The organism is Acinetobacter ihumii (assembly GCF_900625095.1).
GTDB classification, from domain to species: domain Bacteria; phylum Pseudomonadota; class Gammaproteobacteria; order Pseudomonadales; family Moraxellaceae; genus Acinetobacter; species Acinetobacter ihumii.
Map to the genome: position 1 here is coordinate 812,927 of NZ_LR130760.1, position 15,702 is coordinate 828,628.

The 15,702-nt window shown below is 39.9% G+C and carries 16 protein-coding genes; 10 read left to right on the plus strand and 6 right to left on the minus strand.

What is annotated here, in order from left to right; all coding sequences use genetic code 11:
- From cyoB to alr, 9 genes are all read left to right on the plus strand, one after another.
- Positions 1-1,989 carry a cytochrome o ubiquinol oxidase subunit I gene (gene cyoB, locus E0D95_RS03775; RefSeq protein WP_130802629.1) on the plus strand — a complete coding sequence of 663 codons (1,989 nt, stop codon included), beginning with the start codon at positions 1-3 and terminating at the stop codon, positions 1,987-1,989.
- A gap of 4 nt (positions 1,990-1,993) precedes the next feature.
- On the plus strand, positions 1,994-2,614 hold the full coding sequence (cyoC, locus tag E0D95_RS03780; RefSeq protein WP_130802630.1) for a cytochrome o ubiquinol oxidase subunit III: 621 nt from the start codon (positions 1,994-1,996) through the stop codon (positions 2,612-2,614).
- On the plus strand, positions 2,614-2,943 hold the full coding sequence (locus E0D95_RS03785; protein ID WP_130802631.1) for a cytochrome o ubiquinol oxidase subunit IV: 330 nt from the start codon (positions 2,614-2,616) through the stop codon (positions 2,941-2,943). The genes cyoC and E0D95_RS03785 overlap by 1 nt, the downstream gene beginning before the upstream one ends.
- Before the next feature lie 10 nt (positions 2,944-2,953).
- A complete protein-coding gene (gene cyoE / locus E0D95_RS03790) occupies positions 2,954-3,832 on the plus strand; it encodes a heme o synthase (protein WP_130802632.1) in 879 nt (292 codons plus the stop codon).
- A gap of 179 nt (positions 3,833-4,011) precedes the next feature.
- Positions 4,012-4,401 carry a 30S ribosomal protein S6 gene (rpsF, locus tag E0D95_RS03795; protein WP_130802633.1) on the plus strand — a complete coding sequence of 130 codons (390 nt, stop codon included), beginning with the start codon at positions 4,012-4,014 and terminating at the stop codon, positions 4,399-4,401.
- Positions 4,402-4,412: 11 nt separating this feature from the next.
- Complete coding sequence (gene rpsR, locus E0D95_RS03800; RefSeq protein WP_130802634.1) at positions 4,413-4,640, plus strand: 30S ribosomal protein S18; 228 nt, start codon at positions 4,413-4,415, stop codon at positions 4,638-4,640.
- Between the two features lie 8 nt (positions 4,641-4,648).
- A complete protein-coding gene (gene rplI / locus E0D95_RS03805; RefSeq protein ID WP_130802635.1) occupies positions 4,649-5,095 on the plus strand; it encodes a 50S ribosomal protein L9 in 447 nt (148 codons plus the stop codon).
- Positions 5,096-5,297: 202 nt separating this feature from the next.
- Complete coding sequence (gene dnaB, locus E0D95_RS03810; RefSeq protein ID WP_130802636.1) at positions 5,298-6,743, plus strand: replicative DNA helicase; 1,446 nt, start codon at positions 5,298-5,300, stop codon at positions 6,741-6,743.
- A gap of 98 nt (positions 6,744-6,841) precedes the next feature.
- Complete coding sequence (gene alr, locus E0D95_RS03815) at positions 6,842-7,921, plus strand: alanine racemase (protein ID WP_130802637.1); 1,080 nt, start codon at positions 6,842-6,844, stop codon at positions 7,919-7,921.
- A 17-nt stretch (positions 7,922-7,938) separates the two neighbouring features.
- On the opposite strand, the gene E0D95_RS03820 is transcribed toward alr, so the two are convergent.
- The 5 genes from E0D95_RS03820 to E0D95_RS03840 are packed head-to-tail and all read right to left on the minus strand — an operon-like array spanning position 7,939 to position 12,065.
- Complete coding sequence (locus E0D95_RS03820; RefSeq protein ID WP_130802638.1) at positions 7,939-8,364, minus strand: BLUF domain-containing protein; 426 nt, start codon at positions 8,362-8,364, stop codon at positions 7,939-7,941.
- A gap of 40 nt (positions 8,365-8,404) precedes the next feature.
- Positions 8,405-9,139 (minus strand): proteasome-type protease, encoded by a 735-nt coding sequence (locus tag E0D95_RS03825; RefSeq protein ID WP_130802639.1) that lies wholly within the window; start codon positions 9,137-9,139, stop codon positions 8,405-8,407.
- A 14-nt stretch (positions 9,140-9,153) separates the two neighbouring features.
- Entirely contained in the window at positions 9,154-9,933 is a 780-nt protein-coding gene (locus tag E0D95_RS03830; protein ID WP_130802640.1) for a transglutaminase family protein, read from the minus strand.
- A complete protein-coding gene (locus tag E0D95_RS03835; protein WP_130802641.1) occupies positions 9,930-10,535 on the minus strand; it encodes an alpha-E domain-containing protein in 606 nt (201 codons plus the stop codon). Before E0D95_RS03835 ends, E0D95_RS03830 begins: the two co-directional genes overlap by 4 nt.
- 21 nt (positions 10,536-10,556) lie before the next feature.
- A complete protein-coding gene (locus tag E0D95_RS03840; RefSeq protein WP_431830753.1) occupies positions 10,557-12,065 on the minus strand; it encodes a circularly permuted type 2 ATP-grasp protein in 1,509 nt (502 codons plus the stop codon).
- Positions 12,066-12,339: 274 nt separating this feature from the next.
- Between E0D95_RS03840 and E0D95_RS15750 the strand changes: the two genes are divergently transcribed.
- Positions 12,340-13,347, plus strand: coding sequence for a helix-turn-helix transcriptional regulator (locus E0D95_RS15750; RefSeq protein WP_130802643.1), 1,008 nt, complete (start codon positions 12,340-12,342; stop codon positions 13,345-13,347).
- A gap of 392 nt (positions 13,348-13,739) precedes the next feature.
- On the opposite strand, the gene mnmG is transcribed toward E0D95_RS15750, so the two are convergent.
- On the minus strand, positions 13,740-15,620 hold the full coding sequence (gene mnmG, locus E0D95_RS03850) for a tRNA uridine-5-carboxymethylaminomethyl(34) synthesis enzyme MnmG (RefSeq protein WP_130802644.1): 1,881 nt from the start codon (positions 15,618-15,620) through the stop codon (positions 13,740-13,742).
- Between the last annotated feature and the right edge of the window lie 82 nt (positions 15,621-15,702).

Here is a 15,702-nt window from a genome sequence, read left to right on the forward strand (position 1 = left end):
ATGTTGTTATTAGGTAAACTCGGATGGGACTCTATCCCTAAAGAGCCAATTGTACTAGTGACAATGGTCTTAATGGCTATTGGTGCAATTGCTGTTCTAGGTGGTATCACTTATTTCAAAAAATGGGGATATCTCTGGAAAGAATGGTTTACATCTGTAGACCATAAAAAAATTGGTATTATGTACATCCTTGTATCTGTGGTCATGCTATTGCGTGGTTTTGCAGATGCGATCATGATGCGTCTTCAACTGTTCCTAGCAAAAGGTGGCGGTGAAGGTTATCTACATCCTGACCATTATGACCAGATCTTTACCGCGCATGGCGTGATCATGATCTTCTTCGTAGCAATGGGTCTGGTTGTTGGTATGATGAACATTTCTGTACCTCTACAAATTGGTGCACGTGATGTTGCATTCCCATTACTTAACTCATTAAGTTTCTGGTTATTTGCTGGTGCTGCTGGCCTAATGATGGCTTCGCTGGTACTCGGTGAGTTTGCTGCTACAGGTTGGATGGCATATCCTCCACTTTCTGGAATTCAGTATTCTCCAGGTGTTGGCGTTGACTACTATATCTGGGCACTTCAGGTTTCTGGTCTTGGTACGCTTTTATCTGGTGTGAACTTCTTTGTGACCATCATCAAAATGCGTGCACCTGGCATGAAACTGATGGACATGCCAATTTTCACTTGGACTTCATTGTGTACAGCGGTGTTAATTATTGCGTCATTCCCTGTATTGACTGCAACCATTGCAATGCTTACCCTTGACCGTTATTTCGGCTTCCATTTCTTCACAAATGAGCTTGGCGGTAGTCCAATGCTATATGTGAACTTGATTTGGACTTGGGGTCACCCAGAAGTATATATCTTGGTATTACCAGCCTTTGGTTTGTACTCAGAGATTGTTGCGACATTCTCTCGCAAAGCATTGTTCGGCTACAAATCAATGGTATATGCAACGATTGCCATTACTGTATTGGCATTTGTGGTATGGCTTCACCACTTCTTTACCATGGGTGCTGGCGCGAACGTCAATGCGTTCTTCGGTATCATGACCATGATTATTGCGATCCCAACAGGGGTTAAAATTTTCTCTTGGTTATTTACCATGTACAAAGGTCGTATTACTTTCGAAACTCCAATGCTCTGGACACTAGGCTTCCTTGTGACGTTTGGTATTGGTGGTTTGACTGGCGTATTGATGGCGGTTCCACCTGCTGACTTCCTTGTACATAACTCATTGTTCCTCATTGCACACTTCCATAACGTGATTATCGGTGGTGTTGTATTTGGTATGTTTGCCGGTATCATTTTCTATTGGCCAAAAATGTTTGGCTGGAAGTTAAATGAAGCTTGGGGTAAAGCAGCATTCTGGTTCTGGTTCTTTGGTTTCTATTTTGCATTCATGCCACTTTATATCCTTGGCTTCATGGGTATGACACGTCGTTTGAATACATATGACAATCCAGAGTGGGATCCGTACTTAGCAATTGCATTATTTGGTGCTGTGCTGGTTGCAATTGGTATCGCATGTTTCTTGATGCAAATCATTGTAGGTTTCTTACAACGTCATCAAAACATGGACCACACAGGCGATCCATGGGACAGTCGTACAATTGAATGGTCGACGTCATCTCCTGCTCCATTTTATAACTTTGCTCAAGTTCCTGAAGCAAATGGTGTTGACCGTTTCTGGACAGACAAAGAAAATGGTGTTGCCTATGCACGTCCTGCTCAGTATGAAGACATTCATATGCCAACTGACCGTGCTGCTGGTTTTGTTATTGCGATGTTCATTACCTTAATGGGCTTTGCACTAATCTGGCATATTTGGTGGTTAGTTGCAGTGTCTTTCATTGCAGCAATCATTAGCTTCATTCGTAGTTCATTCACTAAAGAAGTGGATTACTATGTGCCTGCTGCTGAAGTTGAGCGCATTGAAAATGAACGCTATGCATTACTTGAAAAACATTTGAAGAAGGACTAAGGATATGGCTGAAGTACTTCATCACGACAACCATGGCCACGACGGTCATCATGAACATGATGATACCGACTTAACGGTCTTTGGTTTCTGGACATACTTGATGAGTGACTTGATTTTATTCGGTACACTCTTCATCGCGTTCGCTGTTTTGAGCAGCCATGTTCCGCCAGGTACACCAAGTGCACACGAGCTTTTTAGTGAGTCTTTAGGTTTTGTTTTAACTGAAACCTTTGCTCTCTTAATCTCGTCTGTGACTTTTGGTTTTGCTGTTCTTGCTTCATATAAAAAGAATGTCAATCAAGTGATTATGTGGCTTTTAGTTACATTTATCTTTGGTGCATCATTCATTGGTATGGAACTTTATGAATTTCATCATTTAGTTCACGAAGGTCATGGCCCAAGCACAAGTGCGTTTTTATCTGCGTTCTTTACCTTAGTTGGTACGCATGGTATCCACGTGACATCTGGTTTGGTGTGGATGATTGTGTTGATGTATCAAATCAAAACTCAAGGTTTGACACTTCCAAATACACGTCGTCTCGCTTGTCTAAGCTTGTTCTGGCACTTCCTTGACATCGTATGGATCTGTGTATTCAGCGTCGTTTACTTAATGGGAGTTCTCTAATGAGTAGTCACGATCATAATGCTGCTGGTGCATCTCACGGTAACGTTAAACAATATACCATTGGTTTTATCCTTTCAGTTCTGCTCACCATCATTCCTTTCGGAATGGTAATGGCTGGCGGATTTTCTCGTGGTCTATTAATGACTGTGATTGGTATTACAGCCGTTGCTCAGGTACTTGTACAACTTGTGTTTTTCTTACACATGAATACATCATCTGAACAACGCTGGAATTTAATTGCTTTTGTTTATACGATTCTATGTATTGCTGTTCTCTTGATTGGCTCTGTATGGATCATGAACTACTTACACTTCAATATGATGATCTAAACTGGTTGTCATGTTGAAAAAATATTTATTCCTGACCAAGCCAGGAATTCTCTTCGGTAATTTCATTACCACTCTGGGCGGCTTTTTCTTAGCCGCTCAGGGACATGTAGATTTCCTCTTACTCATCCTCACTCTTTTAGGTACAACGTTTGTTGTTGCCTCAGGTTGTGTTGTCAATAATGTTATTGACCAAGACATCGACCAAAAAATGCAGCGAACTCAAAATCGTGCTTTAGTCAAAAAAACCATTTCTCCATCTGTTGCTCTTACTTACGCGACTGTACTTGGCGTCATTGGTTTTAGCATTTTATGGTTCGGAGTGAATGCCTATTCGTTTTTATTTGCAGTGATTGGTTTTGTTGTTTATGTAGTTTTTTACAGCCTTTGGTCTAAAAGAACCACAATTCATCAAACTGTCATTGGTAGTATTTCTGGTGCAAGTCCGCCAGTGATTGGTTATGTTGCTGTAACCAATGAATTTGATATTGCTGCCTTACTTATCTTCCTAGCTTATGGTTTATGGCAAATGCCCCACTCTTGGGCAATTGCAATCTACCGCTTTGATGATTATAAAAATGCAGGGATTCCTATTTTGCCCGTAGCACGCTCTATCTACAGAACCAAAGTGGAATGTGTCATTTATATTGTGCTTTTTGCAGCAGTTCTAAATGGGCTATATTGTTTCGGCTATACCAACATCTTTTTTCTGATTACTTTTAATGCACTGACTGCTTATTGGCTCTATTTGTCAATTATTGGCTTCAAAGCAGAAAATGATCAGCTCTGGGCTAAACGCTTTTTTCTTTACTCTGTGATTTTAATCACGATACTTAGTCTAAGCTTTAGTTTTACTTACTCTTCACCTGCCCCACATCTTCCTCTCTTTTAACAGAGAGGAGTGTTTGCGTTTAGTTCCCACGTTGTTTCGCAGTAAAAACTATTTGTTTTTATATATATTATTCTCTATAATTCAGCCTTCGCAATTTATGCGACATAACTTATTATAAGTTATGACTCCTTGCTTCTAACCATTATGTTAGGGGCTGTCTAAACCGTAAGGAGCTGACAATGCGTCATTACGAAATCGTACTTTTAGTACATCCAGATCAAAGCGATCAAGTAGTTGGTATGGTTGAACGCTATATCTCTCAGATCAAAGAAGCTGATGGTCAAATTCACCGTTTAGAAGATTGGGGCCGTCGTCAATTGGCTTACCCAATTAACAAGATTCACAAAGCACATTACATTCTTATGAATGTTGAATGTGGTCAAACGACGCTTGATGAATTAGAAGAATTGTTCCGTTATAACGATGCAATTATTCGTAACATCATTATCCGTCGCGATCACGCCATCACTGAAGAATCGTTACTTGCAAAAAGTGCTGAAGAAAAACGTGCGCGTAAAGCTCAACGTGAAGAAGCACAGCAATCACACGAATCTGCTGAAGAAGCTTAAGGAGAACATCAATGGCACGTTTTTACCGTCGTCGCAAGTTCTGCCGCTTTACAGCTGAGAATGTTGCTTACATCGACTATAAAGATATCGATACCTTAAAACAGTATATTACTGAAAATGGTAAGATTGTTCCTAGCCGTATCACGGGTACTAAAGCTCGTTATCAGCGTCAATTAGCACTTGCAATTAAACAAGCTCGTTACTTGGCATTGATTCAGTACACTGATAACCATAAGTGAGGTGAGCTGTGGACATTATCTTATTACAACGCATTAAGAACCTAGGTAAACTTGGTGACAAAGTATCAGTTAAAGCTGGTTTTGGTCGCAACTACTTGATCCCACAGGGTAAAGCTGTTGCTGCTACTGAAGCTAACACTGCTGCTTTTGAAACTCGTCGCGCTGAACTTGAAAAGCAAGAAGCTGAAGTATTAGCTGCTGCTCAATCACGTGCTGACCAATTGAACGAAGTTAATATCGTGATCACTGCAAAAGCGGGTGATGAAGGTAAACTTTTCGGTTCTATCGGTACTCGTGACATCGCGGACGCATTGACGAATGCTGGTCTTACTGTTGACCGTGCAGAAGTTCGTTTACCAAATGGTGCGCTTCGTCACACGGGTGAATTCAACATCGCAATTCAATTGCATCATGATGTTGTTGCAGAAGTTCTCGTTACAATCGTATCTGAGTAATTTTTGTAAGAAAAAAGAGCATGCTTTTGCATGCTCTTTTTTTATCTCTAAAATTTTAGTTTACTATTATTTCTTTACGACTAATCTACTTATTCTGTTAGATACTTAGCGACATTTGGACTAAGATAGTTGCTGAGTGAAGTACGTACGTACTCAAAATATTAAGTTTCACTATATTCGTTATTTATTATCAAGGTTATCTATGTCTCAGGCTAATGCCACAATTCCTGCAAATACGTTTAATGCTGATAAAAAAACTACTGAAAGCAGTCAACTCAAGGAATTTCGCACGCCCCCGCATAATTTGGCAATTGAACAAGCCGTTCTTGCAGCATTAATGACGGTTGCTGAGTCATTTGAACAAGTTGGTGATTTGCTCAAAGAAAGCGATTTTTATGCCACTCGACATAAATACATTTTCCGTGCGATTGAAAAACTGGCACAGGAAAACTCACCTTATGATGCCGTATTGGTAAATGATTGGTTATTAAAACAAAATTTGCTAGATGCTGTCGGGGGTGAAGAATACCTCATGCAACTGATGGCGGACTCCCCTTCAAGTTTTTATAATTTAGAAACCTATGCAGGTAAAATTAAAGAATTCTCAACACTACGCAGTATGATTAAAGTCAGTAGTGATATTCTTCAAAATGCATACGACACTAAAGGTCGTCCAGTCAGTGAAATTCTGGATTTGGCTGAAACCAATATTTTTTCTTTGGCAGAACAGCACAATAACAATAAGAAAGATGCAGGTCCAAAATCGATTAGTTCGGTCACTGCCGATGTCATTAGCAAACTGGATGAATTGTCTAAACTTGATGGCAATATTACAGGACTTTCCACTGGATTTTTAGAACTTGATAACAAAACCTATGGTATGCAGGCGGGCGATCTGATTATTGTCGCAGCACGTCCTTCTATGGGTAAAACTACATTTGCCATGAATCTGGTTGAAAGTGTGTTATTTAATAGCAATTTACCGGCACTGGTTTATTCCATGGAAATGCCTGCGGACTCCATTGCCATGCGTCTTATTTCATCCTATGGCAAAGTGCATCAAGGACATTTGCGTTCAGGAAAACTCGATGGCGATGAATGGTCGAAAGTGACAGGGACTATTTTACAGCTTCAGGAAAAGCATCTTTATATTGATGATTCTTCTGCATTGCCACCAACTGAAGTACGTTCACGCGCAAGACGTATTGCCAAAATGCATGATGGAAAAATCGGTTGCATAATGGTCGACTATTTACAATTGATGAAAGTGCCGGGTATGGGCGATAACCGTGTTGGTGAGATTTCAGAAATTTCACGTAGCTTAAAAGCACTGGCGAAAGAAATGATGTGTCCAGTCATTGCTCTATCTCAGTTGAACCGAAGTCTGGAAAACCGTCCTAACAAACGTCCCGTCATGTCTGACTTACGTGAATCTGGTGCGATTGAGCAGGATGCCGACTTGATCATGTTTATTTATCGTGACGAAGTCTACAATAAAGAATCTAAAGAAGCAGGCACTGCGGAAATTATTATTGGTAAGCAACGTAACGGCCCGATTGGTACAGTACGTTTGGCATTTGAAGGTCAGTACACACGTTTTAGTAACCTCTCACCTGAATATTATAGTCAGTATGATGATGAGGAATAAATTAGAATTCAGACCATGATATTGAGGGGTTACTTGAGTAGCCCCTTAAATTTTGAATCGCAATTTAAATGAATTTGTAACCCAAAGGAGAAACAAGGGTGCGCCAAGCAACAGTTTATATTGACAGTTCAGCATTGCAATATAATTTAAACCGTGTCAAACAACTTGCACCACACTCGAAAATTGTGAGTATGGTCAAAGCCAATGCTTATGGACATGGAGTCAAAGACTGTTTAGCAGCCTTAAATAACACAGATGCTTTTGGTGTCGCTACATTGGAAGAAGCACTTGAGCTTCGTTCACACGGTGCCAAACATCCAATTACCCTGATTGAAGGGATTTTTAATGCCAATGAAATGGATGCTGTTTTAAAACATCAACTTGAATGTGTGATACATCATCATCAGCAAGTCGAATGGCTATTAAACTACAAAGATGAATATATTCAACAAGGCTTGAAAGTCTGGATCAAGTTAAACAGCGGAATGAACCGTTTAGGGTTTAAAATTGATGACATTATTGATGTTATTACTCGTTTAAAACGTGAAGGTCTGCACTGTGTATTGGTCATGCACTTTGCCAATGCTGATGTTCCAGCTCACCCTATGAATCAGCAACAGATTCAACAACTACTCAAGATTAAAGATATGTGCGCACCAATTGAGGTGTCATGTTGTAATTCAGCAGCGATCTTTAATTGGCCAGAACTGCATTTTGATTATGTACGTCCCGGCATCATGCTTTACGGCGCAACTCCATTTGCAGACAAAAATATTCATGAACTGGACCTAAAACCAGTGATGACCTTTACTGCACGGATTATTGCGCTTAATTCTATTCAAGCAGGTGAGTCTGTGGGTTATGGTTCATTATTTACTGCTGAAGAAAATATAGATATTGCCATTGTATCCATTGGCTATGGCGACGGCTATCCACGCGCTTATACTACACAAAACTATGTGGCAATAGATGGCAAGCTGAGACGTGTGATTGGACGAGTCAGCATGGATATGATCGCCATTGATGTAACAGGCTTAAATGCAGCACTGGATCAAGAAGTAGAACTGTGGGGGCAACATCGTTTGGTAGATGACGTTGCCCAAGCAAATGGAACGATTGGATATGAGTTACTCTGTCGTTTAAGCAATCGACCAATTCGACGTAAAATTGAAATTTAATATATTCAAACTCCTGTTTAGGCAGGAGTTTCTGCTTCAGTATCTTTTAAAATAAGCAAAAAATGTTCTAAAGATTCACCCTCCAGTAAATAAGGGTCAAAACGCGCGCTTCCCATTTCAGCAAAGAATGCTTTAACTTCACTACGTTTTCGCACAAATTTCATCGACCAATCTTTAAAATTCATGTGCTCGATATCTTTTTGTTGAAGAACCTTAAGGTTTTCGTGGCGAGCATCCTTACGAATGGATTCAAGCAAATCTAATATTTGTGTTTTTTCACCCTCGAGACACTGGAAAAAGTAACGGTCTGCGTAATACAGCACCCCTTGAATTTCGTGCACATAATTAAAGTGCATGGCACGCGTCAGAATCTCTCGCAAATCAACCATTAACTGTTCATTTGAAGAAGTTGCTTCACTGGCATAACAAATTTGGTAGATCATGGTGTTACCTCGATTATTTTATTATGCCAGTGTGTCGACGTTATTCCAGATACTCGTTGGACGGTTTTGGAATTTCGTGTAAACCTGCGCGTAATATTTCGGACCACTGCTTACTAATTTTTTGAAAATAAGCATCATCTTGTGTGACACGTTTGCCTTTCGGCATTTCCAAACTATCTACGTGATAAACCAATACATCTAAAGGTAAACCGACAGAGACATTTGAACGTAGGGTTGAATCAAAAGAAAGTAAACTGCAACGCAGTGCCTCATCCAAGGGCATATGATATGACAATGCCCGATCTAAAATAGGTTTGCCATATTTACTTTCACCAATTTGAAAATATGGCGTGTCTTTGGTTGCGCAAATAAAATTTCCTTGTGGATAAATATTATAGAGCTGCTGTTCACTATTACCGATCTGTCCGCCCACTAAAAGACTACAATAGTAGTTACTTTGCTCTAGTGTATCCTCAGTAATATCTTCAATCACTGCGCGTAAAGTACGCCCTACCAGTTGAGCAACCTCAAACATGGTACTGACCGTATATAAGTTAGGTTGTTCTTGCAGCTCAAGCTGATTCCTTAGATGCCCAATAACTGCCTGCGTGGTGGCTAAATTTCCAGCAGTTTGTATAGCTATAAATCGGTCATTCGGTTTTCCAAACGTATAAAGTTTTCTAAACACCGAAATTTGATCTACACCTGCATTGGTACGGGTATCACTGATAAAGACCAATCCATCATTTAAACGTAAAGCACAACAATAGGTCATCGTATTCATTCCACTCAACAGGCCAATACTTGAACTGTTGATACCATTTTTTCTACCCCACCTCTTTCACGCATTCCACGAACTGGCGCAACATCAAAGTAATCGCGTCCAATCGCAATATAAATATGTGAAGAAGGCCTAAATAATTGATTACTTACATCGAAAGAATACCATTGTTTACCTAAAAAAACCTCTGCCCATGCATGACTAGCCAGATGAGGTGCATTTGAATCGTATAAATAGCCTGAAACATAGCGGGCTGGTAAATTTAAAGCACGACACATGGCAATCATAATATGTGCATGATCCTGACACACTCCAGAACCCGTATGAAATGCATCCCTTGCTGTAAATTGCACCGTGGTTGAAAATGGTGCATAGCCCACCTTTATTAAAATCTGTTCAGCCAAAGTTCTCAAACTTTCCAAACTTGGATATTTCACATGCTGATGAACAAAATCTAGCATTTCAGCATCACACTGCGTAGCCAGCGTGGGCTGTAGAAATAAACTGATTGGTACATCTGGTTGGTGCGCACCTGCATCATTTTCATATAACTCAACTACGCCTTGAGCCATAATAGTCAAATGCTGATAATCAAATCGCTGTGATGAAGTAATCCACACATTATTAAATACATCTGTTTTAATTACTCGTTCACCTGGGACACTAATATCCCAGTAATGAACATGTTGATGGGCTGAACTTTGAGGAATCATCTTGATATATTGAATGCTATTACAAGCACGTTCACTATATGCATAATGCGTTTGATGATTCACCATCAGCTTCATACAGGTGCCTCAAACATCAATTGCAGTTGATCGTGAAAATGATAAAAAGAAATCAAGTTAGGTTCTAGCTTGAACTGAAGCCAAGCATCTTCCAAGCTTACCCAGCCATAATTTCTAAGCGCATGAATAATGCCATCCAATTGTGCCATTGCTGCGGTTGGATCTTGCTTAAAGCGCAAAACTGAATCCAGTAATTCTATTTTTTGTCCCAAGCTAAAGAACAATAGAATATCTCGATCAGTTTCAGCTTCCAGAATTTCATTACATTCTTGCACGATATCGCAGATATAGCCCGGCTGCTCACTGGCATTTTTAATCAGCACATTCAGTTCAGAATAGGCTTTGGCAGCTAAAACAGAACGTAACTCATAAATATTATCGCGCGCGTAACTAAATTGTTTGGCAAATGAATAAGGTTGTTCTGGATCAAGTGCCAATTCATTTAATGACGCCGCATCATAAGCAGGCAAACAAAATGCATGGCTAAATTCAATCGCGTCCTGATCCTGAGTAAATGGAACACGACTACAAAAGAAATTAACACGCATTAAATAGCGTCCTAACCAATAAATATGTTGTGCATTTGAACAAAGTAAAATCATAGTTCCGTCCTTGTCCTGAAATTAGGAATGAAGTGCTTCTACAACCCATGTATCTTTAATACCGCCACCTTGTGATGAGTTCACCACGAGTGAACCTGCTTTCATTGCGACCCGAGTTAAACCACCCGGTACAATTTCCGTCCGATATGGCGAAGCCAGAACAAATGGACGTAAATCGATATGTCGCTCGGCAATACCATCTTGAGTCATCGTCGGTGCAACAGACAATTCAAGCGTAGGTTGAGCAATATATAAATGTGGATGTGCCAAAACTTTCTTTCTAAAATCGTCAATTTCAGCCTGAGTTGCCTGAGGACCAATAAGCATGCCATAACCACCCGAACCTTGAGCTTCTTTCACAACAAGCTGTTCGATGTTACGGATCACATAATCCAGCTCTTCATCACGGCGGCACTGATAAGTCGGTACATTTTTAAGAATCGGTGTTTCGTTCAAATAATATTTAATCATATCATCGACATACGGATAAATTGATTTATCATCCGCAACACCTGTTCCCGGTGCATTTGCAATCACAACATTATGCTGTAAATACGCAGACATCAAACCTGCAACACCCAATGTACTGTCAGGTCTAAAAGTAAGAGGATCAAGAAATGCATCATCAACTCGACGATAAATCACATCGACACGTTGACGACCACGTATGGTTTTTACATAGACATGATCATTTTCAACAAATAAATCACGGCTACTGACCAAAGGCACACCCATTTCACGTGCTAAAAAAGCATGTTCATAGTATGCGCTATTAAAACGACCTGGCGTTAAAACCACAATAAATGGATTATCTACATAAGCATTTTCTTCTAAAATGGCTCTGAGTATTGTTGGATATTGTTCAATTTCTTGTAACGGACTAGCTGCGCACAGCTCAGGCATGAGTTCTTTACTAATTTTACGACTCTCAATCATATAAGACACCCCAGAAGGCGTTCTTAAATTATCTTCGAGCACAAAGAAATCACCTTTACCATCACGAATGATATCAATCCCACTGATTTGAGAATAAATTTTTCCTTTTAAATCGTGATTAAGCATATGCGGCTGGAACGCCTCATGCGTCATGATCTGCATTTGCGGAATAATTTCTTCTTTTAATATATGTTGATCATGATAGATATCGTGCAAAAATAAATTTAAAGCTTTAACGCGCTGCGCACAACCTTGAGAAATTTTCTCCCATTGCTTTTTTTCGATTACTCTCGGAATTAAATCGTAAGGAATAGTACGTTGTGTACCTTCATCGTCTCCATACACCGTAAAGGTAATACCTTCATATAAAAAATGTTGTTTTGCCTGTAGATTAAGCTGCTTAAGCTCGTCTAAACTATGAACCGATAACCACTGCTCTATTTTTTTAGAAACTTCTCCGCTCGACGTTACATCATCCGTCATTTCATTAAAAAACTTCGATTTAAGTTGCTCAAAAAGATTGGTGCTTACACTTAATTGGTCAACAAACGAAGATTGGCTATTCAATAAGACTCCTGTTGCTTTGTCTTTCATATATTGCTCACCTGCGCCTCTCATCTCTTTATCTTCTTCTAACATATTGACCTGCCTTTTTTCTTGTTGGCTTCAGATTATACCTAGCAAATAAGATGCCACTTATGACAAATTCTTTCTTTATTTATCGGAAAATCAACGATCTCATTCAACAGTGTTCTTGTAGTAAGATGTATCGAGATATAGCAATCTTTTTGTTACATTCTTGCCAAAAGGCTTCAGTTTTCTTATTGTGTAACTATTCAAATTTCATTTTTTATCTGATTCACTGCTTATGTCTTTACAAGAAAAAGAAACCTCAAACAGTCTCTATCGTCAGTGGCAAATTCTTTCACGGCTTTCCACAGGTAAATGGCTGGGAACACGCGAACTACAGGAAATGCTGGTACGCGAAGGCGTTGACATTAGTTTACGAACCATTCAAAGAGATTTAAACCAGATTGCACAACGCTTCCCCATTGAAAGTAATAAAACCGTTCCGCAAGGCTGGCGTTGGCGTTCAGATGCTCCGATTCAAAGTTTACCGCACATGACCAGCTCACAAGCGGTCACCTTTATGATGGTAGAAGAACATTTAAAACATCTGCTTCCTCCAAGTTTAATTGAGGAAATGAACCCATGGTTTGATCTGGCACGACGTAGTCTTTCCACTCAAAACAACGTGCGCCAATGGATTAATCGTGTACGCATTGTGCCTGCCAGCCAACCGCTCATCCCACCGCTTGTCGATAAACAGGCGCAACAAGCAGTTTATGAAGGTTTACTTCAAGATAAACAAATTGAATGTGTTTATCGTCCGCGTAATATTCATGCTGAAGAAAAATCTTATGTGCTCAACCCTCTCGCACTGGTACAAAAAGGTGCGATTATTTATTTAATATGTACTCGGCATGATAAAAGTGATGTGCAAACTTTTGCTTTGCACCGTTTTAAATCAGCAAATGTATTAAATTCGCGCGCTCTGCACCCTGTTAACTTCGATATTGATCAATATATCGATTCAGGCGCACTCGGCTTTCGTGTAGATTACAGTAAACCGACAGAAATGATCGATCTTAAGCTCACTATGACCGAAAATACTGCACAGACGTTCTATGAAAGCCAACTCAGTAAAAATCAAATTATCCAACATATTGATGAAAATATCGTAGAAATTACCGCTAGTGTTCCCTTCACTTCCCAGCTGGTTTGGTGGTTACGTAGTTTTGGCAAAAAAATTCTGCATATTGAACCCATTGAAGTTCATCATGCTGTAAGAGAAATTGATGCTGAATCTACATAAATAAAAAAGAGAGCAATTTTGCTCTCTCAATATTTTTATTTGCTTTGTTCTAAACGCAATTTATTATTTTTTGTAGAGAAGAATAATGATCTCTATTTTCCCAAGCCCCGATACCAGAGAAAATAGCGATCAATCTGAATAAATGCTTTGGTGTCAACATAAGCATGCTAAATCAAAGCTATTATAACGAATCGATTTCTTTGTCATTTGGTTTACCTCTATGTTTTGAATGTAAACTCACTATAGACAATTTAGAAAATTCTGAGAAATAACAAAATCAGCAACGTAATCACATTTAATTTCTTAAGATTTTTTTATATATCATTTTACATAAAATAAAAAAGCCCAGTGGAGGCTGGACTTTCATAGGGTGAGATTTTATCTAAACTACATTAAGCAATTTTTTTGGTTTGGTTGTTTTTCCGAATCGTAATCATCACCAATTGAACTGCGGCAGGTGTAACTCCCGGAATGCGATTGGCTTGTGCCAAAGTTTCAGGGCGTACGGCTTTCAACTTTTGAGTAATCTCACGCGATAAACCTGAAACCACGTCATAATCAAAGTCTGCTGGGATTTTAGTTTCCTCAAGACGCTTTAACTGAGCCACATCTTCATGCTGACGGTTAATATATCCCTCATATTTCACCGCAATCTCAATCTGCTCACCTACAAATTGTGATACTTGTGAATCGGTTAATTCTGCAATTTGACTAAAATTCACATTCGGGCGTTTAAGTAAATCAATCGCACTCGATTCTTTACTTAAGTCTGCACCCGTCATTTCAACAAACTTTTTACCCATCGGATTATTAGGTGCTGCCCAAAGATGTGACAAACGCGCAGTTTCAGCTTCTACAGCTTCCATTTTTTCACAATAGGCTGCCCAGCGTGTATCATCAACCAGTCCAAGCTCTCGACCCATTGGGGTTAAACGCTGATCTGCATTGTCTTCACGCAGCATCAAACGATATTCTGCACGTGAGGTAAACATGCGATACGGTTCTTTGGTTCCTAAAGTAATCAGATCATCCACCAAAACTCCCATATAGGCTTGATCACGTTTTGGTGTCCATTGTTCTTGATCCCACGCACGACGTGCTGCATTTAAACCTGCAAGTAAACCTTGCGCACCTGCTTCCTCATAACCTGTTGTACCATTGATCTGGCCTGCAAAGTACAGATTATTGATTGCTTTGGTTTCGAGGGTAAACTTCAATGCTTGCGGATTAAAATAATCGTACTCAATGGCATAGCCCGGGCGCAAAATATGCGCGTTTTCCATACCACGAATTGAACGAACTAAATTAAACTGCACATCAAACGGTAAAGAGGTTGAAATTCCGTTTGGATAAAGCTCATGGGTATCCAAACCCTCAGGCTCTAAAAACACCTGATGTGAATCTTTATCTGCAAAACGATGGATTTTATCTTCAATCGATGGACAATAACGTGGCCCAACCCCTTCAATCACCCCCGTGTACATGGGTGAACGATCCAAGCCAGCACGAATAATGTCATGGGTTTTTTCATTGGTATGGGTAATATAGCAATTGACTTGTTCTGGATGCATCGAAACATCGCCCATAAATGACATCACTGGTGATGGAAAATCACCCGGTTGCGGAATCATCACAGAAAAATCAACTGAACGTGCATCAATACGGGGTGGCGTACCTGTCTTTAAACGTCCAACAGGTAAATTTAATTCGCGTAAACGATGTGCTAAAGCAATAGATGGCGGATCACCTGCTCGACCACCACTGGATTTTTCTAGTCCGATATGAATCACACCGCCCAAGAAAGTCCCTGTCGTTAAGACCACTGTTTTGGTCTCAAAACGAACACCCATTTGCGTGACCACGCCTTTTACAGTATCACCCTCAACAATGAGGTCATCTGCGGCTTGCTGGAAAATATCTAAGTTTTGTTGATTTTCTAATGTATAACGAATCGCTGCTTTATAACGTACACGATCCGCCTGCGCACGTGTCGCACGAACAGCAGCGCCCTTACGTGAGTTTAAAATACGAAATTGAATACCACCTTTATCGGCAGCCAATGCCATTGCTCCACCAAGCGCATCTATTTCACGTACCAGATGTGATTTACCGATACCACCGATGGCTGGGTTACAACTCATTTGTCCCAATGTTTCAATGTTATGCGTCAAAAGTAAGGTCTGTCGCCCCATACGCGCAGCAGCAAGGGCCGCTTCGGTACCTGCGTGACCACCACCAATAACAATAACATCATAAACTTTAGGGTAATGCATGGCTGAAAAACACCAAGAAAAAAGGACGAAAAATTATAGCAAAAAACTGGGTATTAACATGTTTTTTTTACAAAAATAAAGA

What these genes read in the sequence shown, in the direction of transcription:
- cyoB (WP_130802629.1), top strand. Translation starts at nt 1, where the DNA reads ATGTTGTTATTAGGTAAACTCGGATGGGACTCTATCCCTAAAGAGCCA.
- cyoC (WP_130802630.1), top strand. Translation starts at nt 1,994, where the DNA reads ATGGCTGAAGTACTTCATCACGACAACCATGGCCACGACGGTCATCAT.
- E0D95_RS03785 (WP_130802631.1), top strand. Translation starts at nt 2,614, where the DNA reads ATGAGTAGTCACGATCATAATGCTGCTGGTGCATCTCACGGTAACGTT.
- cyoE (WP_130802632.1), top strand. Translation starts at nt 2,954, where the DNA reads ATGTTGAAAAAATATTTATTCCTGACCAAGCCAGGAATTCTCTTCGGT.
- rpsF (WP_130802633.1), top strand. Translation starts at nt 4,012, where the DNA reads ATGCGTCATTACGAAATCGTACTTTTAGTACATCCAGATCAAAGCGAT.
- rpsR (WP_130802634.1), top strand. Translation starts at nt 4,413, where the DNA reads ATGGCACGTTTTTACCGTCGTCGCAAGTTCTGCCGCTTTACAGCTGAG.
- dnaB (WP_130802636.1), top strand. Translation starts at nt 5,298, where the DNA reads ATGTCTCAGGCTAATGCCACAATTCCTGCAAATACGTTTAATGCTGAT.
- E0D95_RS03820 (WP_130802638.1), bottom strand. Translation starts at nt 8,364, where the DNA reads ATGATCTACCAAATTTGTTATGCCAGTGAAGCAACTTCTTCAAATGAA.
- E0D95_RS03825 (WP_130802639.1), bottom strand. Translation starts at nt 9,139, where the DNA reads ATGACCTATTGTTGTGCTTTACGTTTAAATGATGGATTGGTCTTTATC.
- E0D95_RS03830 (WP_130802640.1), bottom strand. Translation starts at nt 9,933, where the DNA reads ATGAAGCTGATGGTGAATCATCAAACGCATTATGCATATAGTGAACGT.
- E0D95_RS03835 (WP_130802641.1), bottom strand. Translation starts at nt 10,535, where the DNA reads ATGATTTTACTTTGTTCAAATGCACAACATATTTATTGGTTAGGACGC.
- E0D95_RS03840 (WP_431830753.1), bottom strand. Translation starts at nt 12,065, where the DNA reads ATGAAAGACAAAGCAACAGGAGTCTTATTGAATAGCCAATCTTCGTTT.
- E0D95_RS15750 (WP_130802643.1), top strand. Translation starts at nt 12,340, where the DNA reads ATGTCTTTACAAGAAAAAGAAACCTCAAACAGTCTCTATCGTCAGTGG.
- mnmG (WP_130802644.1), bottom strand. Translation starts at nt 15,620, where the DNA reads ATGCATTACCCTAAAGTTTATGATGTTATTGTTATTGGTGGTGGTCAC.